This is a genomic window from Corynebacterium sp. HMSC065D07 (genome assembly GCF_001810695.1).
GTDB lineage: Bacteria > Actinomycetota > Actinomycetes > Mycobacteriales > Mycobacteriaceae > Corynebacterium > Corynebacterium hesseae.
In genome coordinates this window covers 35,364-61,450 of the sequence record NZ_KV802448.1, presented here as the reverse complement: position 1 = coordinate 61,450, position 26,087 = coordinate 35,364, and the positions used below count along the sequence as shown (strand labels likewise).

At 62.0% G+C, this 26,087-nt stretch carries 21 protein-coding genes; 1 reads left to right on the top strand and 20 read right to left on the bottom strand.

The genetic code is table 11. The annotated features are described in order from the left end of the window. Positions 1 to 104 precede the first annotated feature (104 nt). Positions 105 to 3,302, bottom strand: a complete 3,198-nt coding sequence (gene ileS, locus HMPREF2760_RS05970; protein ID WP_070596845.1) for an isoleucine--tRNA ligase — start codon at positions 3,300 to 3,302, stop codon at positions 105 to 107. A gap of 362 nt (positions 3,303 to 3,664) precedes the next feature. Here ileS and HMPREF2760_RS05965 point away from each other — a divergent pair, with 362 nt between their 5' ends. Beyond that, the gene (locus HMPREF2760_RS05965; RefSeq protein ID WP_070519880.1) at positions 3,665 to 4,738 is read left to right on the top strand and encodes an HNH endonuclease signature motif containing protein; all 1,074 of its coding nucleotides are present in this window, start codon (positions 3,665 to 3,667) and stop codon (positions 4,736 to 4,738) included. A gap of 62 nt (positions 4,739 to 4,800) precedes the next feature. Here the strand turns inward: HMPREF2760_RS05965 and HMPREF2760_RS12860 are convergent, their stop codons facing one another. The 19 genes from HMPREF2760_RS12860 to mraZ form a co-directional block, all read right to left on the bottom strand. Further along, positions 4,801 to 4,971, bottom strand: coding sequence for a hypothetical protein (locus HMPREF2760_RS12860; protein WP_168162406.1), 171 nt, complete (start codon positions 4,969 to 4,971; stop codon positions 4,801 to 4,803). Positions 4,972 to 5,078: 107 nt separating this feature from the next. Further along, the gene (locus tag HMPREF2760_RS05960) at positions 5,079 to 6,209 is read right to left on the bottom strand and encodes a DivIVA domain-containing protein (RefSeq protein WP_070519878.1); all 1,131 of its coding nucleotides are present in this window, start codon (positions 6,207 to 6,209) and stop codon (positions 5,079 to 5,081) included. A gap of 168 nt (positions 6,210 to 6,377) precedes the next feature. Further along, positions 6,378 to 6,689 carry a YggT family protein gene (locus tag HMPREF2760_RS05955; RefSeq protein WP_070596844.1) on the bottom strand — a complete coding sequence of 104 codons (312 nt, stop codon included), beginning with the start codon at positions 6,687 to 6,689 and terminating at the stop codon, positions 6,378 to 6,380. Between the two features lie 212 nt (positions 6,690 to 6,901). Continuing rightward, positions 6,902 to 7,324, bottom strand: coding sequence for a cell division protein SepF (locus HMPREF2760_RS05950; protein WP_070519876.1), 423 nt, complete (start codon positions 7,322 to 7,324; stop codon positions 6,902 to 6,904). Positions 7,325 to 7,393: 69 nt separating this feature from the next. Then, the gene (locus HMPREF2760_RS05945) at positions 7,394 to 8,107 is read right to left on the bottom strand and encodes a YggS family pyridoxal phosphate-dependent enzyme (RefSeq protein ID WP_070596843.1); all 714 of its coding nucleotides are present in this window, start codon (positions 8,105 to 8,107) and stop codon (positions 7,394 to 7,396) included. Continuing rightward, on the bottom strand, positions 8,108 to 8,848 hold the full coding sequence (pgeF, locus tag HMPREF2760_RS05940) for a peptidoglycan editing factor PgeF (protein WP_070519871.1): 741 nt from the start codon (positions 8,846 to 8,848) through the stop codon (positions 8,108 to 8,110). A 24-nt stretch (positions 8,849 to 8,872) separates the two neighbouring features. Next, positions 8,873 to 10,237, bottom strand: coding sequence for a cell division protein FtsZ (ftsZ, locus tag HMPREF2760_RS05935; RefSeq protein WP_070596842.1), 1,365 nt, complete (start codon positions 10,235 to 10,237; stop codon positions 8,873 to 8,875). Positions 10,238 to 10,443: 206 nt separating this feature from the next. Next, complete coding sequence (locus HMPREF2760_RS05930) at positions 10,444 to 11,103, bottom strand: cell division protein FtsQ/DivIB (RefSeq protein ID WP_070533311.1); 660 nt, start codon at positions 11,101 to 11,103, stop codon at positions 10,444 to 10,446. Then, a complete protein-coding gene (murC, locus tag HMPREF2760_RS05925) occupies positions 11,096 to 12,586 on the bottom strand; it encodes a UDP-N-acetylmuramate--L-alanine ligase (RefSeq protein WP_070596841.1) in 1,491 nt (496 codons plus the stop codon). Before murC ends, HMPREF2760_RS05930 begins: the two co-directional genes overlap by 8 nt. Positions 12,587 to 12,625: 39 nt before the next feature. After that, positions 12,626 to 13,711 (bottom strand): undecaprenyldiphospho-muramoylpentapeptide beta-N-acetylglucosaminyltransferase, encoded by a 1,086-nt coding sequence (gene murG, locus HMPREF2760_RS05920; protein ID WP_070596840.1) that lies wholly within the window; start codon positions 13,709 to 13,711, stop codon positions 12,626 to 12,628. Between the two features lie 29 nt (positions 13,712 to 13,740). Next, positions 13,741 to 15,222 carry an FtsW/RodA/SpoVE family cell cycle protein gene (locus HMPREF2760_RS05915; RefSeq protein WP_070596839.1) on the bottom strand — a complete coding sequence of 494 codons (1,482 nt, stop codon included), beginning with the start codon at positions 15,220 to 15,222 and terminating at the stop codon, positions 13,741 to 13,743. Positions 15,223 to 15,241: 19 nt separating this feature from the next. Next, complete coding sequence (gene murD, locus HMPREF2760_RS05910; protein ID WP_070596838.1) at positions 15,242 to 16,633, bottom strand: UDP-N-acetylmuramoyl-L-alanine--D-glutamate ligase; 1,392 nt, start codon at positions 16,631 to 16,633, stop codon at positions 15,242 to 15,244. Next, positions 16,630 to 17,742, bottom strand: coding sequence for a phospho-N-acetylmuramoyl-pentapeptide-transferase (mraY, locus tag HMPREF2760_RS05905; RefSeq protein ID WP_070519857.1), 1,113 nt, complete (start codon positions 17,740 to 17,742; stop codon positions 16,630 to 16,632). The genes murD and mraY overlap by 4 nt, the downstream gene beginning before the upstream one ends. Positions 17,743 to 17,765: 23 nt before the next feature. Then, positions 17,766 to 19,301, bottom strand: a complete 1,536-nt coding sequence (murF, locus tag HMPREF2760_RS05900; protein WP_070596837.1) for a UDP-N-acetylmuramoyl-tripeptide--D-alanyl-D-alanine ligase — start codon at positions 19,299 to 19,301, stop codon at positions 17,766 to 17,768. Beyond that, the gene (locus tag HMPREF2760_RS05895; RefSeq protein WP_070596836.1) at positions 19,298 to 20,851 is read right to left on the bottom strand and encodes a UDP-N-acetylmuramoyl-L-alanyl-D-glutamate--2,6-diaminopimelate ligase; all 1,554 of its coding nucleotides are present in this window, start codon (positions 20,849 to 20,851) and stop codon (positions 19,298 to 19,300) included. Before HMPREF2760_RS05895 ends, murF begins: the two co-directional genes overlap by 4 nt. Before the next feature lie 58 nt (positions 20,852 to 20,909). After that, positions 20,910 to 22,778 (bottom strand): peptidoglycan D,D-transpeptidase FtsI family protein, encoded by a 1,869-nt coding sequence (locus HMPREF2760_RS05890; protein WP_070561912.1) that lies wholly within the window; start codon positions 22,776 to 22,778, stop codon positions 20,910 to 20,912. Between the two features lie 325 nt (positions 22,779 to 23,103). Then, positions 23,104 to 23,940 (bottom strand): cell division protein FtsL, encoded by an 837-nt coding sequence (locus HMPREF2760_RS05885; RefSeq protein ID WP_070596835.1) that lies wholly within the window; start codon positions 23,938 to 23,940, stop codon positions 23,104 to 23,106. Next, positions 23,937 to 24,980 (bottom strand): 16S rRNA (cytosine(1402)-N(4))-methyltransferase RsmH, encoded by a 1,044-nt coding sequence (gene rsmH, locus HMPREF2760_RS05880; RefSeq protein ID WP_070596834.1) that lies wholly within the window; start codon positions 24,978 to 24,980, stop codon positions 23,937 to 23,939. The genes HMPREF2760_RS05885 and rsmH overlap by 4 nt, the downstream gene beginning before the upstream one ends. A 174-nt stretch (positions 24,981 to 25,154) precedes the next feature. Further along, positions 25,155 to 25,589 (bottom strand): division/cell wall cluster transcriptional repressor MraZ, encoded by a 435-nt coding sequence (gene mraZ / locus HMPREF2760_RS05875; RefSeq protein WP_010190539.1) that lies wholly within the window; start codon positions 25,587 to 25,589, stop codon positions 25,155 to 25,157. Positions 25,590 to 26,087 lie beyond the last annotated feature (498 nt).

Sequence of the window (26,087 nt, the reverse complement as noted above, 5' to 3'; positions counted from 1 at the left end):
ACGCCCCGTCATCGCGGCCCCTCCGGGCCGCCCTGCGCCACCAGTGCGCAAATGCTCAAAGCTCCGCCTCCCACTCGAGGGAAGCGGAGCTTTTCGCTGCGGATTTAGGCCTTGGCCACGGTAGCCGTCACGCCCTTGAGGACATCATGGATGTTCTGTCCATCGCTTGGCTCGAGAGCCTGGGTCGTCACAGTGAAGTCGACAGCAAGCACCTCCGCCGCGATGTGCTCGCTGTGGCGATGAGCCCACTCTTCCTTCTCCGCCGGGACGGAGAGAACCACGGTGATGCGGTCAGTCACCACGAAATCCTCGGCCTTACGCGCATCCTGCAAACCGCGGATGACGTCCGCAGCCCAGCCCTCTGCCTCGAGCTCCTCCGTCACCTCGGTATCCACGGCGACAAGGCCATCGAGCCCTTCCACACGAGCCGTCGACTTCGCATTCGCCGCCTTGAGGCGCTCGGTGTACTCGTCCGGGGATAGGCGGATATCGCCGTCGACCACGACGTCCTCGCCCTCGCGCACGTAGTTGCCCGCCTTGAGGTTCTTGATGGCTCGCTGAACATCCTTGCCCAAGCGCGGACCGGCTACCTTGGCATTGCACACGACCTCGAAGGTGCCTACCGCGTCGACATCGTCGGTAAGCTCAACGTCCTTAACGTTGACCTCATCCCGGATGATGTCCTTGAAATCCGCCAGGCGCGCCGAATCCTTCATCGCCACCGTCAGCTTCGGCAGCGGCAGACGGTTGCGCAGCTTGTTGGACTTGCGCACCGAGGACGCCGCGGAGGCCACCGCACGGGTGGCATCCATGGCGGCCACGAGGGCATCGTCAGCCGGGTAATCCTCGGCCTTCGGGTAGGAAGCCAAATGCACGGAGCGCTCACCGGTCAGGCCACGGTAGATGACCTCAGCCACGTGCGGCAGCAGCGGCGCGACCACGCGGGAGACCGTCTCCAGGACCGTGTAGAGCGTGTTGAAGGCCTCCGGATGGGCTTCCTCGCCCTCCCAGAAACGGTCACGGGAGCGGCGCACGTACCAGTTGGTCAGCGCGTCCGCGAAGAGGCGGACCTCCTCCGTTGCCGAAGCAATATCGGTATTCGCCAGCGCGTCGTTGGTGTTCTTCACCAAGTCATGGGTCTTGGCCAAGATGTAGCGGTCCAGCACGTTGGTGGAGCTGACATCGAACTTTGCGTCCTGGGAGGCGTAGAGCTGCAGGAAGGTGTACGAGTTCCAGATCGGCAGGATGGCCTGGCGCACGCCCTCACGGATGCCCTGCTCCGTAACGATGAGGTTGCCGCCGCGCAAGATCGGCGAAGACATGAGGAACCAGCGCATCGCATCCGAGCCATCGCGGTCGAAGACCTCATTCACATTCGGATAGTTGCCCTTGGACTTCGACATCTTCAGGCCATCATTGCCCAACACGATGCCGTGGGCGACAACCTTCTTGAACGCCGGGCGGTCGAACAGGGCGGTGGACAACACGTGCAGGAGGTAGAACCAGCCGCGCGTTTGGCCGGAATACTCCACGATGAAGTCCGCCGGGGAATGCGTCTCAAACCATTCCTTGTTCTCAAACGGGTAGTGCTTCTGCGCGAACGGCATCGAGCCCGACTCAAACCAGCAATCCAGCACGTCCGGCACGCGGCGCATCGTGGACTTGCCCGTCGGATCATCCGGGTTCGGACGAGTCAGCTCATCGATGTACGGGCGGTGCAGGCTCGTCGGACGCACTCCGAAGTCACGCTCCAGCTCATCCAGCGAGCCATAGACATCGACGCGCGGGTACTCCGGGTTATCGGAGATCCACGCCGGGATCGGAGCGCCCCAGTAGCGGGTGCGGGAGATGTTCCAGTCGCGAGCGCCCTCCAGCCACTTGCCGAACTGACCGTCGCGGATGTGCTCCGGCAGCCACTCGATCTCATTGTGGTTGAGCTCGACCATGCGGTCACGGAACTCCGTCACCTTGACGAACCATGCAGGCAGCGCCATGTAGATGAGCGGCTCGCCGGAGCGCCAGGAGTGCGGGTAGGAGTGCTCGATGGTCACGTGGCGCACCACGCGGCCAGCGGCCTTGAGATCCTTGATGATGGCCTTGTTGGCGTCGAAGACGAGCTGGCCCTCATACGGCGGTACCTGGGAGGTGAACTTGCCGTCCTCATCCACCGGGATGACCAGGCCCACGCCGTACTTCTGGCAGGTGAGCATATCGTCCTCACCGAAGGCCGGGGCCTGGTGGACCACGCCCGTGCCGTCCTCAGTGGTGACGTAATCAGCCAGCAACACCTGGTACGCATTCTCCACGTCCGGGAAGAAATCGAAGATGGGCTCGTACTTGAAGCCCTCCAGCTCCGCGCCCTTGAACGTCTTGAGGACTTCCACCTCACCCAGCTCCTTCGCCAGGGTGCCGGTCAGTGCTTCAGCCATCACGAAGGTACGGCCAGCAAAGTCGCCCTCGGTGGCCTTGAACAGGACGTAATCAACCTCCGGGTGGACCGCCAGAGCCAGGTTGGACGGCAGGGTCCACGGGGTGGTGGTCCAGGCGAGGAAGGAGGCGTCGGCAAGCTCGGCGTTCTCCGCCAACGTCTTCTCCGCCGCACTTCCCTCCACGGCACCAGCCACCGGGAACGTCACCGTCAGGGTCGGGTCCTGACGCATCTTGTAGGAGTCATCCAGGCGGGTCTCCTGGTTCGACAGGGAGGTGTGCTCCGCCCAGGAATACGGCAAAACCCTAAAGCCCTGGTAGATCAGGCCTTTGTCATAGAGCTCCTTGAACGCCCACATGACGGACTCCATGTACTCCAAGTCCATGGTCTTGTAGCCGTTCTCGAAATCCACCCAACGAGCCTGGCGGTTGACATACTCTTCCCACTCATCGGTGTACTCGAGGACGGACTTGGCGCAGTACTCGTTGAACTTCTCCAGGCCCATCTCCTCGATCTGGCCCTTGTCCGTGATGCCGAGCTGCTTCTCTGCCTCCAGCTCCGCCGGCAGTCCGTGGGTATCCCAACCGAAGACGCGCGGGACGTGGTTGCCGGCCATGGTGCGGTAGCGCGGGACGATGTCCTTGACGTAACCGGTCAGCAGGTGGCCGTAGTGCGGCAGACCGTTGGCAAAGGGAGGGCCATCATAAAAGACATACTCGGGGCAGCCCTCTGTCTGCTTGAGGCTGGCTTTAAAGGTGTCGTCGGCCTTCCAGTACTTCTGGACTTCCTGCTCCATATCGGGGAAACGGGAAGACCCAGCAGTCATATCGACTTTGGGATAAACACTGCCGACGTTCGCGGGGTTATTACTCATCTAAAAATTCCTTCACTCGTTCGCTGTGACGGGGACGCGCCGTACGGCTCGCGGTACCACCCCGCTTGGGCGCCGAGGCGCCCCGCTTCGTTGATGTGAAGGAGATGACGGTCCCTACCCGCCCGGTTCTAATGATGCGACGCTCACGCGCCTCACGTTCTTCCGGAATGCTCCCCGGTGATAGCCGGCTCACTGCATATAGCTCCAAAGTATAACCGAGGGGTCAAGTTTTCACAGGCGCAGGTTCCCGTGAACCCCAAAATAGAAACGACAGTGCACAAAAGAGGTGTCTGAGAAACGGTTTTCCACAGGAACATTTTTCTAATGCGCGCAGCTCAGAAGGTGTTTTATGCTCCACAGATATGAACGCGCTACAGACTTTCCTCAACGCACTCGGGGCCGGCATCGATGTCATCGCCGAGTGCGAAGGCATGTCTGAAGCAGACCTCATCGCCGCCGGTTCCCCAGACAAAACTGCCGCGCAGTTGGTGCGGCTGCACACGAGCTTCTTTGGCAAGACCGCCATGACCAAGATGCAACGTGATGCAGTGAAGGCTGCGCGCCAGCGCGGCCACTCATTGCCCACCCTGGAAGTCATTGACCGCTATGCCCGCAAAGCCAAGACGCAGGCATTGGGCTGGAAGTTACGCCTGGAGCTGTGCCGGACCAGCGCCGATACCCTCGCGATGGAAACACTGGCGAAGAAGAAGCTCAAGGAGCACTCGGCCCCGCCCGCACCGAAGGAGGGCGTGACCATCTACCGTCGCCGCAATGCACCGTGGACGATGGCAATCACAGGCCCCGCGCAAATGATTGCAAAGCTTGGCGACGCCGTCGACCGCGAACGTCCCCTCGAATCCATCCGCGAAGCTTTCTTCAAAGGCGCCGCCCCGCGCCGCGGTTTGCAAACCAATATCTTGGTCCCGCTGGATGCAATGACGAAGATTCTCAACGGCGACGGCGAGGAAATCACGCTGCAGATGACCAACGGCGCAACGATGACCGGCGCGGAATACCTCAACAAGGTCCTAGCCGAAGAGATCGACCTCGATGGCGCGCTCGCGACTCTCTTCCACCCCTATCACGGGCCGGTCAATCTCTACTATGAGGAGCGCTCCGCCAGCATCAAGCAACGCATCATGGCCATGGCCGAGTTCCCGGTCTGTGCTTGGGGCTCCTGCATGAAGCCCGCCGATGAATGCCAAGTTCACCATCTCATCGCGTGGAAGAACGGCGGGTATACCAACCAGGAAAACCTGGTGATGCTGTGCCCGTATCACAATGGCGTGAACCAGGACGATCCGAACGCGCCACCGGGACGCGGCCGCATGGCCCGGGTCAACGGAACGGCCATGAGGACGTACGGTCCCCTCCCGCCGCCCACGCCTCTGCAAGCGCCTCCCGGGCTATTCGACGCCCTGGAAAGAGACGACTAGGAGCGACACAACTAGGAGTCTTCGCAAAAGCCCTCCACCCAGAATTACTGCTGGGGCGAGGGCTACTCGTCGTGCTTGCGGCGCAGTTTAATCACGGTATCTGCGATAAACAGAACAATGCCTACCCCGGCAGAAGCAAAGAGCAGGTACAGAGACCACTCAGCGGCGGAGAGGATGTAATTCACGAACGCCAAGAAAGCCACAAAGGCCAAAAGCAATGCACCAATAAGCATGCGCGCTCTCCTTCCCCGTCACTGCCTGAAAAATCAATACCTACTGAGAATACATACCCACAGAAAAGAATAACGGCGCCCCCGCAGGGACGCCGCTGATTCAGTGATTAATTGTTGGACTTGCCGGCTTCACCGTTGGGAGCAGCGGTGCCGCGGGACTCCAGCTCCTCAAGCTGAGACTGCAGCAGCGTCTTGAGGCGAGTACGGTACTCGCGCTCGAAGGTGCGCAGCTCGGAGATGCGAGCCTCCAGAGCGGTCTGCTGCTGCTTGACCGTGTTCATGACCTCGGTGTGCTTCTTCTCGGCATCGGCCTGCAGCGCAGCTGCCTTCTCCTCTGCCTGGCGAATCTGCGCCTCGGCGCGGGACGTAGCGTCGGACTCAGTCTGCTTTGCCTTGTTCTCAGCGTCCGCCACCAGCTTCTTGGAGCGGGTATCGGCCTCCTGCAGCTGAGCTTCGTAGCGCTTCTGGGCGTCCGCGAGCTGGGCCTTGGAGTGGGAGTCAGCGTCGGCAAGCTGCTTCTCTGCCGCCGTGCGGGCCTCAGCCAGCATGGACTCGGAATCAGCCTTGGCCTCGCTGGTGAGACGGTCCGCCATCTCCTGAGCCAAGCCCAGCACGCGGGCTGCCTGCATGTGGGTATCCGGGGTAGCCAGGCCCTGTGCATTGGACTGGGCGGCGCCCGCACCAGCCACGGCAGCGGCGGAAGAGGCGGTGGTGGAGGCTGCGGAGTTCTTCTTTGCGGACTCCAGCTCCTTCTTCGTGTTCGCCAGTTCCTTCTTGGAAGCCTCGAGCTCGCGCTTGGCGGCGGCAGCTTCCTCGCGAGCTGCCTTGAGCTCGGCGGAGTTGTCCTTTACCTGAGCAGCCGGCGCCTGGGAAGACTGTGCCTGAGCAGCCTTTGCCTGCTCCTGCGCACGCTTCGTCTCTTCCTTGGCCTTGGCAATCTCATTCTTGGAGTCAGCCAGCTTTGCCTCGTACTCGGCGCGAAGCTTGGATTCAACTTCCTTGCGCACAGCGGCCTCGTCGACCTTAGCGGCAGTAGCGCCGCCAGCGGCGCCGGCCGAAGTCTGAGACTTCAGTTCCTCAACCTGGGCGTGGAGATCATCGTTCTCGTCCTGCAGCTGAGCAAGAGCATCCTCAACGAGATCGAGGAACTGATCTACCTCGTCCTCGTTGTAGCCACGCTTGCCAATTGGCGGCTTGCTGAAAGCGACGTTGTGTACATCAGCGGGTGACAGTGGCATTGACTTCTCTTCCCCTTACGAATCGGTCAAACCTCTAGAGGTTCCAGAGGCCGGGTACATATGCGGTTAATAATACGGATTTTGCTAACTCATTGTATCCGAATCAACACATTATCTAACGCTGGCACGAGTCTCAACGTTAACAGGAGGGTTTAATACACCCGTTAGTTACACAGCAAGTCCGGTGGGGCCGAAAAACAGCCACGAAATAAGTTGCGAAAGAATGGACAAAAGCAAGAACAAAACAATGATGGAAACGTCGAGCGCAACGCCGCCCAACTGCAGCGGAGGAATCACCTTTCGCAGCGCTTTGACCGGCGGGTCAGTGACCACGAAAAGCACCTCTGCAACCATCATGAACCAGCGGGGTGGATTGAATTGGCGCGAAAAAGATTGAATCATTTCGATGACGATTCGCGCTAACAAAATCCACGAGTAAAGACTCACGGCAACGAGGAGAATTGAACCTAAAGCATTCACAGTGCCCGAGCCTATCCGAACCACCCCCGCTAACGGTATTCCCCTGCCCTCCGGTTCGCGCTCGGCGAACATGAACGGCTAATCGTCGGCTGAACTATCCCCGTACTCACTACGCCGCCGGTTTCATCAATGCGAAACCGCCCCACCACTTTCCCCTCCCCTTAGCCAACACGGGAGAAAAGAAATCGATGGGGCGGTAGAACGCGACGTACTTAGCGCAGGTGAGCTGCGCGCTCCAGCTCAACAGTGGAGATATCGGCGCCCTTCGGCACGATGGCAAAAACCTTACGGCTGGTGTCCACGCCCTTGGTCAGGTTCTTCATGCGGCCTTCCAGCGCAAAGCAGAGGCCAGCGGCAAAGTCAACGAAGCGCTTTGCGGAGCCACGGTCAGCGTCAGTGAGCTCGAAGACCACTGCGTCACCGTCACGGAAAGGGCCACCGACCTTCGCTGCATCGTCAAAGGAGACGAGCGACAGCGCCACGATAGTCGGGACAAATTCCTCTTCCGGCTTCTCGTAGGAAGGTGCGTATGCCGGAGCGCTGTAGCTGCGCTCGTCAGCGTAGTAAGCATCGTCGGTGTCCATGTCCATCGGGCCCAGCCCGAAGAACTCTTTAGTCCTATCAATCAGTGACATTCTGGGTCTCCCTCTGACCTAGTGTGTGCTGTTCATTTGCTGTCTTGTAATGCACTTTTGCAATGTCAATTAACCTAGCGGGCGCGCTCCCATGATTCCGGTTCCGACACGCACGATATCCGTTCCAGATGCAATCGCCGCTTCCAAATCTGCGCTCATCCCGGCAGACATTTTTAAAGCCCGTCCGAGCTTGGCCGCGACCTCGTCGGTCAGCGCCCTTACCCGAGCGAATACCTCCGCAGGCTCGCTCTCCAGCGGAGGAACCACCATGAATCCCTGCAGCTGCACATTCTCCAGCTCTTCAACGACATCCACCAGAGCGGGGACGCCCTCCAACGGACATCCGCCGCGTGCGGTATCGCCATCGGCGGAAACCTGAATAAATGCCGGAAGGGTGTCCTCGCGTTGCCCGCGTTCTTGTGCAAGCGCCACTCCTCGGTCCAGCGCCCGGGCAAGCTTCTCTGAGTCAAGGGAGTGCACGCTGTGCGCCCAGCGGGCGACGTGGTTCGCCTTTTTGGTTTGAATCTGGCCGATCATGTGGAAGCGAATCTCGGGCAGCGCCTCTGCTTTGGCGCGCGCCTCCTGCTCACGGTTTTCTGCTACATCCGTAATACCCAGCTCCCCCAGCAGCGCTATGTCCTCTGTCGGGTGAAATTTCGTCACCGGCAGCAGCTGTGGCACGGGACGGTCATACGTGGCGGCGAAGCCTCGAATCTCAGCGCGGGTGCGCTCCAAACCGGCCCGTAGTTCTTCGCGACGCTCAGCGGGGTCCTTGCTAGTCATTTAATCCTCCAACCAAATCACACCGGATTGACGCCCGGTGACGCCCTCGCGGCGATAAGAAAAGAATTCAGTGTCTTCGATCGTGCAGCGCGGATCCGACTCAATGGCCGTAACTCCCATCCCCATCAGCTGGCGAATCAGGCCGGCGCGCACGTCAACTCCCCACGTACCAGACGAGGTGCGAGTCTTGGAGCCGGGCAGGTGCTTCTCGACGTCTTCCGCCATCTCCTCCGGCACCTCATAGTTGCGTCCAGAAGCAGCAGGCCCCATAAGTACCTGGATCGACGCGGGAGTCGCCCCCAGCTCAACCATTGCGTTCACGGTGTTCCGGACGATTCCGTTGCGCGCGCCTAGGCGTCCGGCGTGGGCGGCGGCGATGACGCCCGCGGAGACGTCGACAAGCAGCACCGGTGTGCAATCAGCAACGAGCACGCCTAGCCCCAAGCGCTTTTCGGTGGTTACTACGGCATCGGTGGCGGGGACGGGTTCGCGGACACCGCGGCGTTCGGCCCCCACCACCGTGACCGTGTTGGTGTGGAGCTGTTCCATCCACACGATGTCCTCTAGACCCGTGGCGCGGAGAAGCCGCTCACGGTTGGCGGTCACGGCCTCGGGCTCATCACCAACGTGATCGCCCAAGTTGAAAGAGTTATAAGGGGACGACGACGCCCCGCCGGCACGGCTGGTGAAAACCATGCGGACGGGGCGTTGTGCTACGTGTGCTTCCTCGTTTACTGGCATGCACTCCAGAGTAGCGGGCTGGGACTAACGCATGAAGGACGGCACGTCGAGATCGTCGTCGCCATCATCATCGAAGTCGCGGCCACGGCGCTCAGCGGGGCGCGAGAGGCGGTACTCGTCATCGGCGCCGCGGCGGTACTCCTCACCGCGGAAGCGATCCGAGGTAGTAAACAGTCCGCTGGACGGGGCCGGCTCGGCCGGCTGCTCGCGCTCGTAGGAGTGGCGCGGGGTGTACTCTTCGCGCTCGATACGCTGGGCGTCGACACGCTGCGGCTCGGCGCGGGTGTAGTCCTCACGCGGGGCCTCGGCGCGGGATGCGGCGGGGCTTTCCGCCTGTGCCTCGGCGCGGTTCTCAAAGAGGGAACCCGGGCGGGCAGCCGGGGTGGCCTGCTGGCTCTGCGGTGCAGCCTGACCGGGCTGCGCCGGCTGCGTAGTCATGTTGGCCTGTGCGTCGAAGCCGGTGGCGATGATAGTGACGCGAACCTCATCACCGAGGTTATCATCGATGATGGTGCCGAAGATGATGTTGGCGTCTTCGTCGGCGCGCTCCTCCACCATGGAGGCGGCTGCGTTGACCTCGTGGAGGCCCAGGTCGGAGCCACCAGCGATGGACAGTAGAACGCCCTTGGCGCCTTCCATGGTCGACTCCAACAGCGGGGAGTTGATGGCCTGCTCGGCGGCGTTGAGCGCGCGGTTGTCCCCACGAGCGAAGCCGATACCCATGAGGGCGGAGCCGGCATCGGACATAACGGAGCGAACGTCCGCAAAGTCGACGTTGATCATGCCAGGAATGGTGATGAGGTTGGTAATACCCTGAACACCATTGTGCAGAACTTCATCGGCGGCGCGGAAGGCCTCGACGATGGACAGCTCCTCGCCGCCCAGCTGCATGAGGCGGTCATTCGGAATAACGATGAGGGTATCGCAGACCTCGCGCAGCTCTTCGATGCCAGCCATGGCCTGACGGGTACGGCGCGCGCCCTCAAACTTGAATGGGCGGGTAACGACGCCAACGGTCAGCGCACCCATCTTCTTCGCGATGGACGCCACGACGGGGGCCGCGCCGGTGCCGGTTCCGCCGCCCTCGCCGGCCGTCACGAAGACCATATCGGAGCCTTGGAGGGCGTCTTCGATTTCGGTCTTGTGATCCTCCGCGGAGGTCTTGCCCACCTCCGGGTTGGCGCCGGCGCCGAGGCCGCGGGTGGCCTCGCGGCCGATGTCGAGCTTGGTGTCCGCATCGGAGAAAATCAGCGCCTGGGAATCGGTGTTGATGGCGACGAACTGGACTCCCTTGAGCCCTTCTTCGATCATGCGGTTGACAGCGTTGACACCGCCGCCGCCGACGCCGACGACCTTGATGTCCGCGAGGTTGTTGCTAGATGAGATCATACGAGGGTCTCTTGCCTTTCGAATAAGCTTTTAATGTAAACGAGGAGGCGCCTCTTTTCGCGAGAGGCGGTTACATCCATCTTTAACGACAACGGGGTAATTTCGGCGCACATTTTGCCGCGTGTCGGTACCCTCAACCTCTACTTTAGGGTTGCTGACATGCGGTTTTCTTAACAAGCGCCACACCCGTCCCACTCGCGACGGACCTAGCGGCGAGTCACCAGCGTCGGGTTGGAAATGTTCCAGGAATCACCCTCGAGTTTGAGCACATCCTCGAAAGCGATCGCCTTGTTCTTGTTGTCCTCCGAGGCACCCCAAAAGATGGTCTTGTTGTCCTTGGTTCGGAACGTCAGCGAGTACCTATCCTTGACCTCGAGGGCCGATACCTTTTCCCGGATTGGAGCGGGAAGGGCCGCTACGGCATCGACGGCCGCTTGCATTTCCGGGGAACCGGAGTCGGTGTGCCCGGTGACTTCCACGGCTTCGGGCGGCGCCTCGGCTTCCACGAATTCCTTGCCGTGGTTATCCACTAGAACGGTGCTGTCACCGTCGCGCACGAAAGCCACTGCCTCATGCTCGACGATTTCAATGTGCACCGTCGAGGGAAAAGCCCGCGACACCGTTGCGCTTTCCACCCAGGGGATCTCCGCCACGCCCTGCGCGGCCTCGCGAGCGTCCAGGCGCGCAAGGTTCGCGCCCTTAGGCACGCCACTGGCCTGTTCCACATCCTCAGCCGTGACATGGTCATTTCCCGCTACCTCGAAGGACTTCACCGTGAGGATCGGGAAAAGCCACACCGCTGCGGCAGCGATCACCGCTACGAGAAGGACCGCGCCCACCACGAGCGCCCCAGCCTTTTTAGACATTCGGTTCCTTCGGCTCCTCCGCCTCGTCCTTATTCCCCAGCTCGGACAGAATCTCGCCAGCCACGTAGGTAATCGTGCCCGCGCCGATGGTCAGGACGATATCGCCGGGCTGTGCCAAGGAGATGACGTCGCTGGCGGCTTCGGAGAAATCGGGCTCGAAGATAACCGGCATGTCTTCCGGCATCTTGTCGGTGATGATGCGGGAAGTAATGCCCTCAACCGGTTGCTCGCGAGCGCCGTAGATGTCGAGGACGACGGCGGCGTCGGCAAGCGCCAGCGCCTGGGCAAATTCGGCGTCGAACTTCATGGTCCGGGAGTACAGGTGTGGCTGGAAGCAGGCGATGACGCGCGCGCCCTCGCCCTCCGCATCCGCCTTTGCGCGGGCCGCACCGAGAACTGCGGAAACCTCCGTGGGGTGGTGCGCATAATCGTCGAAGACGCGGATGCCGCGCTCGCTTCCGCGGTACTCAAAGCGCCGACGCACGCCCGTAAAGTCGGTCAAGCCCGCGGCGAGCTCCGCTGGATCCCCGCCAGCGAGCGCACCGGCCAACAGGGCAGCAGCCGAATTGAGCACCATGTGGTGGCCGGGAACATGCAGGTCATAGCTCAGCTCCTGCGGTGCCTGGCCCGGCAGGGTCAGGCGAACGCGGACGTGCGCGCCGACGGCAGAGACTGTCTCCTCCAGAACCTCAGCCGCGAGGGGCAGAGAAGAAGCAGCGTCTACCTCACCCCGCGCGCCATAGCCCAGCACCTGAATACCGCGCTCAGCGGCACGCTCGCCGGTGGCGGCCGCCTGCGCATCCTCGAGGCAGACGACAAGGTAGCCGCCGTCGACGACGCGGTCGGCGAAGTCATCGAAGACCTGGTAGTAGCTCTCCGCGGTGCCGAAATAATCGAGGTGATCGGGCTCGATGTTCGTAATCACGGCCACGGATGGGCTGTAGCGCAAGAGCGAAGCATCGGACTCATCGGCCTCCGCCACGAAGGCATCGCCCGTACCGCCGTGTGCGTTCGTACCAGCACGGTTCAGCTGTCCACCGATAGCGAAGGAAGGATCCAGCCCCGCCTGTTGGAGCGCGGATACCGCCATGGACGTGGTCGAGGTCTTTCCATGGGTTCCGGCAAGCAGCACCTGGCGGTGGCCTTCCATCAACTCGGCCAATAGATCGGAACGGCGAATAACCGGAATACCGGCGGCGCGCGCGGCAGCGAGCTCAGGATTATCCTGCGGGATGGCGGCGAAGGAAGTCACGACAACCGTCGGCTTATCGCCGGCCATTTCAAGGTTCTCGGCCGCATGCCCAATGGCAATGTGCGCGCCCATTGTGCGGAGGACGTCAACAGCCGTCGATTTCTTAACGTCCGAGCCGGTGACGACCGCACCCCGGCTGACCAGGATGCGCGCGAGACCGGACATGCCGGAGCCTCCGATACCGACAAAGTGAACGCGGGACAGGTCCGTGGTGGAGGGGGTGTCAGTCATAGTGAAAAAATCCTTCTTTAATAAACCTGTACTGTGCGCCTAATCGCGGACGCCGGCGGCGACGCGTTGCGCGATGCGGTCAGCGATGACAGCCGCAACGTCGCCGGCCTCGCTGGCATCGGCAGCGGCACGCATGGCTGCCAGGGCCTCGGGGTGGTCAAGAATAGCGCGAACTTCTCTGATAAGGCGCTCCGAGGTCAACTCGGCGTCCGGAATCTGGACCGCGGCCCCCGCCTCCACCAATGCCCGCGAGTTCAGCGCTTGCTCGCCATTGCCGTGCGGCAGCGGCACGTAGAGCGCGGGTAGACCGGCGGCGGAAACCTCGGCCACGGTCATTGCACCGGAGCGGCACACCATGAGGTCAGCAACCGCGAGCGCGCCAGCCATGTCATCGATATAAGGCACCGCCGTGTAGTGTTCGCGCCCAGCCTGCGCCTCGTTCTTCTTGCCATAAGCATGCAGCACTTGAAAATCCCGGCACAGGTCTTCGAGTGCGCCGGCCACGGCAGTGTTGATGCTCACCGCGCCCTGCGAACCGCCGGTCACCACGATGGTCGGGCGATGTGCGTCCAGGTTCCAGTTCTGGCGAGCAGCTGCCGCCTTTGCGCCGTCGGGGTCCTCCCCCATGCCCGGCCGCACGGGGATGCCCAAGACATCCCCGGGCATCCCGGAACCTTGTTGCGCGTTAATGCCCGTGCCGCCCAAACGCACGCCCAACTTGTTTGCCATGCCGGCCAGGGCATTGGTTTCGAGAACGAAGAACGGGATGCCTAAGGACTTGGCCGCCAAATAGGCCGGGGCGGCGACATAGCCGCCGGTTCCAAACACAACGTTGGCCCCAACGTCTTTGAGTACCGCGCGGGTTTCGCGCACGGACGTGAGGATGCGCCAAGGCAGCTTCACAGCGTCAGCGTTGATCTTGCGCGGGACCGGGACGGGGGTAATCATGCGCAAATCGACTCCGCGCGCCGGCACAATATCGCGCTCCAATCCGCGTGGGGTTCCCAATGCGGTCACCCGCGCGCCGTGGCGTAAGCGCAGCTCCTCCCCCACCGCGAGCGCGGGTTCAATGTGACCGGCAGTGCCGCCACCTGCGATAACGACGGAAATCGGCGTGTCATTCATGCTCTACACGCTACCAGCGCGGCCCCGCCCTACCGACGCTCGCCGCGCCGACGCTCTCGGCGGTACTCCCGCCGCTGCTCCTCACGCGGTGCCTGCGCACGCGGCGGGCGCCCCGTCACAGCGCGTCCAAACCTTTCCTCGCGGCTGCGCTCCACCTGTCGTTGGGAGTGCTCGCGGCGCATGCGCTGAGGGTGCCTGCCCTCCGCGCGTTCGCGCGGGGCTCGGTGGGCTCCGCCGCGGCGCTCATTGGGCGGCGTCGGCTCGGGGATGAAGAAGATGCGGTCGAAGAGCGGGCGGCCGAAGTTCTGCATCGCGGACACTTGGAGCGGCTCATGGCGCGCCACGTTGCACAGCAGACCCATCGAACCGATCGTAATCACCGCAGCCGTACCGCCCGCGGAAATCATCGGCAGCTGAATACCCGTCACCGGCAGCACGCCGATGACGTAGCCAATGTTGATGAATGCCTGCACGACAACACCGACCGCCAACGTGGCGGCCAGCAGGGACTGGAACTGATCCTGCGCGCGGGTTGCGGTACGCAACCCAAAATAGCCCAGCACGGCAAAAAGCCCGATGACCATGGCACCGCCCCATAGACCTAGTTCCTCGCCAATGATGGCGAAGACGAAGTCATTCTTCGCTTCTGGGAGGTAGAACCACTTAGCGCGCGATTGGCCGAGGCCCACGCCCCAAAAGCCGCCGTCGGCAAGCGAAAGGAAGCCCTGGTAAGCCTGGAAACCTGTACCTTGCGTGTCCTCAATGTTTCCGCGCAAGGCATCGAAGTAGGTGTGGAAGCGGTGCGAGCGGAAGCCACCGGCTAGGAAAACGGTGATCATGCCGATAGCGCCGAAGACGCCGACGACGGTAGGAACGCGCCAATCCACGCCTGCGAAAACCAGGGTAAAGACAACGATGAGGGCAAAGGATACGCCCATGCCCAAGTCACCCTGAGCAACGATAAGCACGAACATGATGCCGGCGATGATGGAGTACATCATGAATGGATCCGTCAGGCGCATCGAGCGATGCGTCTTATCCGCCAGCGCCGAGGCACCGTACATGCCCACAGCCACACGTGCGAACTCTGAAGGCTGGAAGGCCACGCCCCCCGGCAGCATGATCCATGACTGCGAACCGACCTCCGCGCGGCCAGTACCGATCCCGGGAACGAGGACGAGGATGAGAAGCAGGATGGACAGCCCCAAGAACCAGGGCACGAGCGCCCGCAGCGTGCGTGGTGACATGCGCAGGCCAATCCAGAACACAATGAGGCCGGCGACGACGAGCACGCACTGGCGCAGGGCGGCTGACCACGGGCTATCGCTTTCTGAAAGGGACGTCGCCATCGACGAGGAAAAGGCCATGAGCACGCCAATGCCAATGAGTGAAAAGATGGCAATACGCAGCACCAAGTAATCGAGCCCGGGATAAGCGCGCAGGCGCTCACGGAGATCACGCAGGTGGTGTCCCAGCGTGCGTGGTGGCTTCTGGGTGCTGGTGGCAGTCACGGCTTCTGGGTGCTCCTAGCTAGCGGGCGAGACGGCGGGCAGCGGCGGCAAAGATGTCGCCGCGCTGGCTCATTCCGGTGTACATGTCCAACGATGCCGCAGCGGGCGCCAAAAGTACGGTATCGCCGGCCTCGGCGTGTTGCACGGCGGCGGCAACTGCCTGCTCCATTGCTGCTTCTGGGTCGTGGCTATCCACGATCACGACGGGGACGTGCGGCGCTTCCTTTGCTAGGGCTTGCGCAAGCACATGCTTGTCGACGCCCACCAGAACCGCCGCCTTCAACCGCGCCGCGTGGGTGCGCAGTAGGTCCGAAACGTCGGCGCCTTTGAGCTGACCGCCGGCGACCCACACCACGGAGTCGAGACCACGCATGGCTACCTCCGCGGCGTGCGGGTTCGTGGCCTTTGAATTATCGATATAGGTCACGCCAGAGTGGCGGTGAACGACCTCTCCGCGGTGCCCCGCCACCACATAGGAGGCGAGGCCTTCGGCGATGGACTCGGGGCGCGCGCCGGCGAGAGCGGCAACTGCAGACGCAGCGGCAGCGTCCAGCACCCCGGCTAAGCCGGCGGGCTGGATGGTGGTGACGTCCTCGACAACGGCGGCCTTCATCCCAGCGACCTCATTCACCACGAGGCCGCCGGCGCTAACTCCCACCTCACCCGCAGCGGGCTCGGCGTGGCTAAAGGCAGTCGCTGCCGGAATCGAGGAGGCGAGAGCTATAACGTGCTCGTCATCTTTGCCGTAAACGGCATGCTGGCCGCGCAGGATCTTGGCTTTGTCGGCGGCGTAGGCATCGAAGGAACCATGCCAATCCAGGTGATCATCGGCGAGGTTGAGCAGCGCTCCCACCTCCGGGCGCAGCTGGGAGGACCAGTGCAGTTGGAAAGAGGACAGCTCCGCCACGAGGATGTCCACGCGGGGATCGGCGGCCAGGGCATCAAAGGACGAGACGCCGATATTGCCTACCGCTTGTGCGCGCTGGCCGGAGCGTTGCTCGTCGGCAGCCATGATGGCGGCGAGCATGCCGGTCGTCGTGGTCTTGCCATTCGTACCGGTTATCGCGAGCCAGCGGCGAGGGGCGCCGAAGACTTCTGCGCGGTCGAGGCGGTAAGCCAGCTCAACATCACCGATGACCTCAAGTCCTTGGGAAGCGGCCGCGACGAGCAACGGCGAGTCGGGGCGCCATCCTGGTGAGGTCACGACAAGCGAGTACTCCGAAAGGTCGGCCGCAGCCGTGTCTACGGCAGCGACGCCCAGCTCGGAGGCGATGCGGTTGCGGGATTCCGCATTGCCGTCAGCCACCGTGAGGTCCACGCCTAAGCTGGCCAAGACCGCCGCGCAACCGCGACCAGATACGCCTGCGCCGGCGATAAGGACACGGCCGGAAAGGAATTCTGGACGCGTCATGCTCCAACTCCAATGCCCGCAGCAGTCAGCCAATCACCGTAGAAGATGGCGACGCCGGCCATCGCCGCCATGGCGGCCAGCAACCAGAAGCGGACGACGACGGCCGTTTCCGCCCAGCCACCGTTCTCGAAGTGGTGGTGGATCGGAGCCATACGGAAGAAACGCTTGCCGGTGGAGTGGAAGACCACGATTTGGATGACAACGGACACCGTCTCGATGACGAAGAGCGCGCCGATGATGATCATAAGCAGCTCGGTGCGGCTGGTGACGGAGATGCCGGCGACCAGACCACCCAGCGCCAGGGAGCCAGTGTCTCCCATGAAGATCTTTGCCGGAGCGGCGTTCCACCACAGGAACCCGAGGCAGCCGCCCAAGCCCGCAGCCGCGAGCACGGCCAGATCGAGGGGATCGCGCACTTGATAGCAGCCGGCGGCGAAGTTGGTGGCGCAGGAGTACCGGAATTGCCAGAAAGTCATCAGCGAGTAGGAGCCCATGACGATGGCCGTGACACCGGCCGCAAGCCCGTCGAGCCCATCGGTAAGGTTGACGGCATTCGACCACGCCGCGATAAGGATGTACATGAAGATCAAGAACACGATGGTTCCGATCACGGTGCCGCCGACGGCGAGGTCAAAAGTCTTCAGGTCACGGATAAAGGACAGCTTCGTGGAGCCGGGGGTCAGGCCATCATCATTGGGGAAGCGCAGAACAAAGAAGCCGAAGAGCAGCGCCAGCACGAGCTGGCTGACGAGCTTTGCGGTCTTGTTGAGGCCGAGATTGCGGTGCCGGAAGAGCTTGATGAAGTCATCCGCAAACCCCACTGCACCAAGTCCCAGCGTCAATCCGAGGACAAGCAGACCCGACGCCGTGAAGCCCTCATGCCCCGTCAGGAGCCCGTAGATGCTGGCAACGAGATAGGCCACAAGAATGCCGGCCAGGATGGCTAGTCCACCCATCGTCGGCGTACCACGCTTGCGCAGGTGGGACTTGGGACCGTCTTCGCGGATCTCCTGTCCGCGGCCAGTGTCGGAAAAGTACCGGATAAGAACCGGGGTGGTAAAGATCGCCACGAGGAAGCTAACCGCACCAGCGATGATGATCTGAGTCACGAGCTTGAAGTCCTTTCTAGCGGCTAGCTGTTGTTCAGCTGTTCCGCGACCAACCAAAGACGTTGGGCATTGGAGGCCTTAATCAAGACCACGTCCTTAACGCTACGGCTAGCCCAATCATCGACCCCTGCCGGGGCCACGCGCAGAATGCCGTCGACAGCCTTTGCAGCCGCCGCGGCATCGGCGCACACCACTGTATTTATACCCTGCTGCATGGCAGCCTTAGCCATTGCCCGGCAGTTGGGATTCTCCCCTACTGCTACTAAGTGCTCCACGTGGTACTTGGCCAAAATCTCACCGAGCTGGCGGTGCGATTTTTCCGCATCGCCGCCGAGTTCTCCCATCTCTCCCAGCACCGCGATGGCACGAGCATCGGGGCGCGCGGCGGCGGTATAGGCCAAGGCGGCGATCGCCGCGCGCATCGAATCCGGGTTAGCGTTATAGGAGTCATCGATGACAGTGACGCCGTCGCGGCGTGTGCGCACGTCCATGCGGTGCTCGGAGGCGAGACGATGCCCAGACAGGGCAGCAGCCACGGTGGCAGCCGATACCCCGAGCTCGATCGCTGCGGCCGCGGCAGCAAGCGCGTTGGATACCTGGTGGGAGCCAAAGACCTGCAGCTTCACGGCAACGGGCTCCGCATCCGGGCTATGCAAGGTAAAGGAGGGACGGGCGACGTCATCGAGTTCGATATCGGTGGCGTAATACTGCGCTGCCGGTGCGCCTCCGCGGCGGTTTTCCGTGGAGTAGTACACCACCTTGGCCGCCGTGCGGGGAGCCATCGCAGCGACGAAAGGATCATCAGCGTTGAGGACGGCCACGCCGCCGTCGACAGCCTTCGGCAGTGCTTCTACGAGTTCTCCTTTGGCCTTCGCGATGTTTTCACGCGACCCAAACTCACCAAGGTGTGCTGTGCCGACGTTGAGAACAACGCCGACGCGCGGCGCGGTGATGTTGGTCAGGTGCCGGATGTGTCCAATGCCGCGGGCCGACATCTCCGCCACAAGGTAGCGCGTGTGCTCATCGCAGCGCAGGGCCGTATAGGGCAACCCAATTTCATTGTTAAAGGAGCCTGGCGGGGCAACGGTCTCCCCCACCTCACGGAAGATAGTGGCTATGAGGTCTTTGGTGGACGTCTTTCCCGCCGAACCAGTAACGCCCACAATGGTGAGCTCCTGTTCGGCTGCAAGCCGCTGGGTTACTGCTCGGGCGAGCGCGGAGAGTGCTTCAACGACGGCCGCGGCGGAGCCATCGGCATCATTGGCATAGATGTCCGCATTGGCACCGTCGCCTTCGATGCGCCCGTGCGGCTCGACGACGATGGCCGGAACGCCCACCGGGCGCGCCGCCAAAACAGCCGCGGCCCCTTTGTCAATCGCGGTATTGGCAAAGTCGTGCCCATCTACCCGAGCGCCGGGCAGCGCCACAAAGAGACCGCCCGGGGTGACCTTACGAGAATCGAATTCGACGAACCCAGTCACTCGGGTATCTGGATCGTTGACATTATCCAGGCGGCCGCCCGTGATCTGAGCGATCTCAGCGAGGCTTAACGCAATCATGCTTGCTCCTTGGATTCTTCGTTACTCAGGGTAGTCGCAGTGGCCATGGCATCAAGGGCGCGAGCCATCTCCTCGCGGTCATCGAAGTGATGAACGGTATCGCCAATCAACTGTCCTACCTCATGGCCCTTGCCGACGACGATGACAGCATCACCCGGCTGCGCCCACGTCACGACCTCATCGATGGCCTCGGCGCGGGAGCCAACTTCTCGAATATCGGCCGACGGGTTCGCCTCGCGGGCTCCCGCCAGCACGGCAGCGCGGATGGCGGCCGGGTCTTCGGTTCGGGGATTGTCGTCGGTGACGACAACAAGGTCGGCGCCATTCGCGGCCGCCGCGCCCATAAGCGGGCGCTTGGAAGAGTCACGGTCGCCACCTGCGCCAACGACGATGCCGATGCGGCCCGCGCTGCCGTCCAACTGCGTACGCAGGGTGTCCAGCACAGCCGCGATTGCAGCCGGCTTGTGTGCGTAGTCAACCACGGCGACAAAGTCTTGGCCGCGGTCGATGCGCTCCATGCGGCCTGGGACCGCCACCTTTTCGACTCCTTCGAGGAAAACTCGTGGCTCGACTCCCACAGCGGCGGCCATTCCCGTCGCGAGTGCCGCATTGGCAATGTTGAAGGTGCCCGGCATGGGCAGGCGGAATTCATAAGTACCGGCCTGCTCACCAGAGGCGACCTTGAGTTCCACCTGCTGTGCACCGGTGACCTCGGTGCGCAGCTGGCGGCCAGTGATATCAGCCTCGCGAGCCTCCGAACCCGTCGACACCTGAATCACCGGGCGTGCAGCTGCCCGCTGCGCCATGCGACGCCCCCATTCGTCATCGATGCAAATCACTGAACGGTCGGCGGCTTGGGGGCCGTCGAAAAGCATGGCCTTGGCCTCGAAATAGTCCTCCATTGTCGGGTGGAAGTCCAGGTGGTCCTGGCTCAGGTTGGTAAATCCGCCCACGTTGAAGTGTGTGCCTTGAACTCGCCCCAAGGAAAGCGCGTGGGAGGACACCTCCATCACGACGTGCGTGACACCCTCGGAAACCATTCGCGCAAAAAGCTCTTGCAAGGTCGGCGCCTCCGGAGTGGTCAGGGAGGTCGGGACCGGCTCGCGGTTGATGCGAGTGCCCGTCGTGCCGATGAGGCCGACCGAATAGCCCGCATGCAACAGCCCCGCCTCAAGGAGGTAACTCGTCGTAGTTTTACCGGAGGTGCCTGTCACGCCGAGGATGGTGAGCTTCTGCGTGGGATGACCATAAATCTCGGCAGAGACGGTACCGAGGATGGCGCGGATATCCTCCACCACGAGAATCGGCCGCGACTCCCCTGCTTCGACGAGAATGCGCTGGCCTTCGGCATCCGTAAGAATGGCAGCCGCCGCGGTATCTGCGGCAAACTTCGCGCCATGGACGCGTGTTCCAGGAAGCGCCGCGAACAGGCCGCCGGGCGGCAGCGTCGCAGAATTCAATCCACAGGCCCCCACGGTGATCGAGGCATCCCCGATCACCGTGCCCCCAGAAAACTCTGCTAAACGCTCAAGGCTGGTGCTGCTTGTCACGATGCTTCCTCTTCTCTGTTCTTCTGTGCTCTAGGTGTATTTATCGGCGCTGTTGCTCTTACTCAGCGCGCAAGGTCAGTTTCGGTGCTGGCGGGGAGGGCGGGATATTGTCGCGGTCTAGCAACCAGGATGCAATATCGCTGAATACGGGGGCCGCAGATTGACCGCCGGAACCGTCGTCGTTAACGCCGGATTCTGGTTCATCAAGCATGACGGCGACGACGAAGCGGGGGTCGTCGGCAGGCGCAACGCCCGCGAACGTGATCCAGTACTTGGAGTTGGAATAAGCCCCAGTTTCCTCATCAACTTTCTGCGCGGTACCGGTCTTGCCGGAGAGCTGATAGCCCTCAATGTTTGCGTTACCGGCGGTACCGTTGTTAATGCCCTGCGGGTCATCCTGGAAAACGGCTCGGAACATATCCACGACTGTGCGCGCGGTTTCGGCGCTGACCACGCGGGTGGTCTCGGGCTCGTCCAGTTCTTCCTTCGTCCCGTCCGGCGCTGTAATCGAGTCAATGATGCGCGGCTCGATGCGCTCACCATCATTGGCCAGGGCCTGGTAAATAGATGCCAATTGCAGGGCGGTCCATGATTGGCCTTGGCCGATGGGCAGGTTAGCGAACGTTCCGCCCGACCACTGCGAGCGATCGGGAACAAGTCCCGGAGACTCGTTGGGCAGCTCGATGCCGGTCGTCTGGCCGAGGCCGAACTTCTTCAGGTAGTCGGCATACTTATCTTGGCCGAGTCGATCCGCCAACATCAGCGTTCCCACGTTCGATGACTTACCGAAGACGCCGGTCGTGGTGTAGGGCTCGACGCCGTGCGGCCAGGCATCGTTCACAGTCACGCCGGCCATGTCGATGGAACCGGGCACCTGCAGAACCTCATTAGGGTCAGTAAGCCCCTCTTCAATGGCTGCTGCGGCGGTGATGATCTTTGCCACCGAGCCCGGCTCGAAGGGGTGCGAGACAGCAAGGTTATCGAAGGTCTTATTCTTGTCCAGCTGCTTTTCGATGTCCTTGTTCGGATCAACCGTTCCAGTATTTGCCATCGCCAAAACCTGGCCGGTAGCTGCGTCCAAGACGACTGCCTCGGCGCTCTTCGCCTTCGAGTTGGCCTTCGCCTTCTCCAGCTTCTGCTGCACGTAAGTCTGCAAGTCGAGGTCCAGCGTCAGCGTCACGTTCTTGCCGTCGGTGGTGGGCACCTGATCGCGGAGAGTACCTGGGATGACCTGGCCGCTGGCGGAAACGTCCTCCGTCGAGCTGCCATCGATTCCCGTGAGGGTGGTGTCTCCGGAAGCTTCGAAACCGAATTGGCCTTGGCCATCCATGGATACCTTGCCAATGACGTTCTCAGCGATCGATCCGTTGGGGTACTGGCGGATTTGCTGTTCATCGGCAGCCAGGCCGTGGTATTCCTCAGCGATGGCTACCGCGACATCCGGGTCGACGTTTCGCACGAGAACCTCGTACTGGGTATCGGCGCGGAGCTTATCCATGATCTGCTCCGAATCCACGTCCCCGGCGTCGATGCCCGCTTCCTTCAGCTTGTCCGGGATTCCCTTCGACATGTCGGTGAGCCTCTCAGTCACCTTGTCGTCGAGGTAGGTCTTCTTTGCGTCGGGCGCTAGGGACGCAAACTCGGCCTCGTCGGAGGCCTTCTGCTCTTCCTGTTCACGAAGCTCATCACGCAGGCGGGTCGGTGACACAGTCAAAGACCGAGCGCGCATGGTGTAGGCCAAACGCTGGCCATCGCGAGCAAGAATCTCGCCACGCCCAGCGGTATCCACATAAACACGAGTTCGCTGTTCTGCGGCCTTCGCTGCCAAGTCTGGGCCCCACACGATCTGCACCCATGCGAGGCGCCCCATCCACGCCAGCATGACGACGAGCAGTACCGCTGCAATGACATGAACGCGATGGTGCATCGTCTTTTGCTGGCTCATAAACGGCTTGCCGGTACGCGGGTTTCGGGAACGGGTCGCGGGAACGACGCGGTCGGCGTCGTAACGCTGCCGTGGTTGGTGAGAGGTACCGCGCGGTTGGGCGGCACGGGCGGCGGAAACGCGCCTCGGGCGCCGGCCACCTGAGTGTGGTGGGGTCACACGTCACCTTTCTATCTGCAGCGAGGATGGGTATTTGAACAGCTAAGCATCGTGCCCCCACTGGTGCGGGGTGGAGATGAACTCATCCCGAATTGTGCCCTATGATCGCCCCCCGTCCACGCAGGCACGCGCGGAGCGGGAAGGGAATCTATCCCCGAGCGGCGTAAGGAGCCTGGGCCGGGATATCCGGCAGCTCTACGTTTCCTTCACCCGACTGACCTCCCTCGGAGTTGTCTCCCGAACGCGAATCATTCGGGGCAGAGCTCTCACGCTCGCCCTGCCTTCCGTTGAGATTCGGGCGGGCGTTCAGGTTGTCGGACATGTTGGCGGTCGCGTTCGGGTCACTGGAAGCCTGCCCCGGGCGGACCGGCTCGCCGTTGACATCGATGACCGATTCCATATCCGGAGTTGCCTCACGCTTTTGTTCCACGTTGCCGTCCGGACCGACTTCCACAACGCCTGGCTGGACCGGGATACCCATCTTGGCTTCGTGGGCACGGCGGGCAACATCGGAGGCGGAGCGAACATTCTCCAAGTCTCGGTTGAGAGTTTCTAGCTGGTTATCCAGCGTGGATTCCTGGGCGGTAAGCTCCTGAATCTTGAAAGTCTGGGACGTCGACAAGCCCGAAAGCCACATGGCCACAGCCACACCAGCGATAAGTAGGCCGATGGCAATGAAGGACAGGCGGGCGAAAAGACCAGTGACCCGAGTGGGCTGCACAACACGGCGCCCACGATTGCTCACTACCTGCTTCGACCCAAGGCGGTTTCCCCGCAGACTGGTTGCGCCCCGTCGTGAGGGCACTGTGCCGCGATGCGGAGTACGGCTGGGCAGCGGCGTGGTACGGCGACCTCGCTCAAGCAGTGCGGTCCCCTGCCCCGAGACGTCGGCTCCAGTAGTGAAATCGCGGCTAGCGCCCATGGTGTGGGTCCTCTCGTGGTCGCGGCGGTCGGTTGCCTGTGCAGTGCGGTCTCTCAACGTCATGGCCTACCTCCCGGTTCATGAAAAGACGGGGTCCCTTCAAGACGCTCGAGAGCGCGCACCCGGACGGATGCCGCCCGCGGGTTCTCCGCAATCTCTTCCTTGCTCGCCTTCTCGGCCCCACGCGTCACAATGGAGTAGTGCGCCGCGGTGCCCGGGAGATCCATGGGCAGGCCCGCCGGTGTGGTCGAGGTGCTGAGTTTGGTGAAGGCATGCTTGACGATGCGATCTTCGAGCGACTGGTAGCTCATAAACACCGCGCGCCCACCAACGGACAGGGCATCCGTGATCACGGGAATAACCTGCTCAATCGCTTCAAGCTCGCGGTTGACCTCGACGCGCAAAGCCTGGAAGGTTCGCTTCGCAGGGTGGCCGCCGGTGCGGCGAGTTGCCGCCGGGATAGCGGCGTACAACAGCTCAACTAATCGCGCGGAATTGCTGAAAGGTTCCTTTTCCCTTTCTTTGAGCACAGCGGACGCAATCTTGCCGGCGAAGCGCTCATCACCATAAGTCTTGAGGATGCGGGCAAGCTCGCCGTGACTATACGTATTCAGAATGTCGGCGGCCGTCATTTCCTGGCGTGGGTCCATGCGCATATCCAGCGGCGCGTCGGTCTTGTACGCAAATCCGCGTTCGATCTGATCGAGCTGCATGGATGACACACCAAGATCAAACAGCGCCCCGGCAATGCCGTGCTCCCGCGCGATAGAAAAAATTTCGTGCTCGCCCTGCGCAACGGCGCTGCCCACCTCGTCGAAGCGCGCGTTGACGGCGACGAAGCGGTCAGCGAAGGGACTGAGACGGCGAGAAGCATTGCTCAAGGAAGCGGAGTCACGATCCACACCAATGATGCGTGCGGCGGGAAAGCAGTTGAGGAAGTACTCACTGTGGCCGCCGGCGCCGAGGGTGCCGTCGACAATCACTACGTTCTCCCCTGCCGCTTCAACCGCTGGGGCAAGCAGCTGAGCCATGCGCGCACGCATGACGGGGACATGGCCATGGTTGTCATTCACGTCGTAGGTAATAGTGCCATTGCGGTCCACAGCTGCTATCCCCCTTTCCGTTCAGGCGCCTGAGGCTGCTGTCTGATGTGGTCGATAAAAAATCGAGTGCGTATAGGGCCCTGTCCGAGGAAGGGTTCTGATGTCGGGGAAGTACACCAGCTCATCCTCCTCGGGCAGAGTCCGTACACGCACTCTCGGTGCACCGGGCTAGCCCTAAAGCAGTCCGGCAAGTACGTCATCGGCGTCTGCCGCCGAGTAAGCGTCTTCAGTTTGCGCCTGGTATTCAGCCCATGCGGCTGCGTCCCAGATTTCGAGGAAGTCGACCGAGCCCACAACCACGCATTCCTTCGTCAGGTTTGCGTACTCACGGTGGCCTGCAGACAGCGTGATACGCCCGTGCCCATCGGGACGCTGTTCGTCCGCACTCGCTGCCAAGTTACGGATGAACGCACGTGCGTCCGGGTTGGTACGAGACACAGCCGCAGCCTTCCTGGCTCGTGCCGCGAACTCCTCGCGCGGGTACACCGCAAGCGAGTGATCCTGCCCCTTGGTGACCATGAGGCCACCGGCCAGTTCTTCGCGAAACTTCGCTGGAAGCGTAAGCCGCCCTTTGTCATCGAGCTTGGGAGTGTAGGTGCCGAGAAACATCCCCGGGTCCACCTTCCTGCCACTCGAAAACTCCGGATTCCTCTCGCGACAAGAGAACAACTCTCCTCCGCTGCGCCCCACTCTACCCCACTTTCCCCCACCACCAACACCTTTAGCACCCCACTCGCCCGCGTGTCACAATAAACCTCCAGATAAAAGGATGTTTTTACGGTGGGAAGTTTTCCCGGCACCCCCTTGACACACCACCGAAGCAGAGGCTTTTCCCACGCGATCACCCACGCAACTTCCGCCCCTTAGAAGCTAGATCTCCCCACCAGCCCCAGAATCCTGCAGCTTTACCCTCCCCACCCCTGACAAAACCGTCAGCGGCACCCAGGACTCCGACCTCTAGGCCACACACGGTGGGTGAAAGTGGGGAATTAAGGGAAAGCGTCAAAAAGCGCCGCCACCACCGCTTCTTTTTAGAAACGCATCGTTTCCATGATAGAAACAGTGTGTTGCCATCTTGAGAACCACGGGATGGCGCTCCATTAGTTT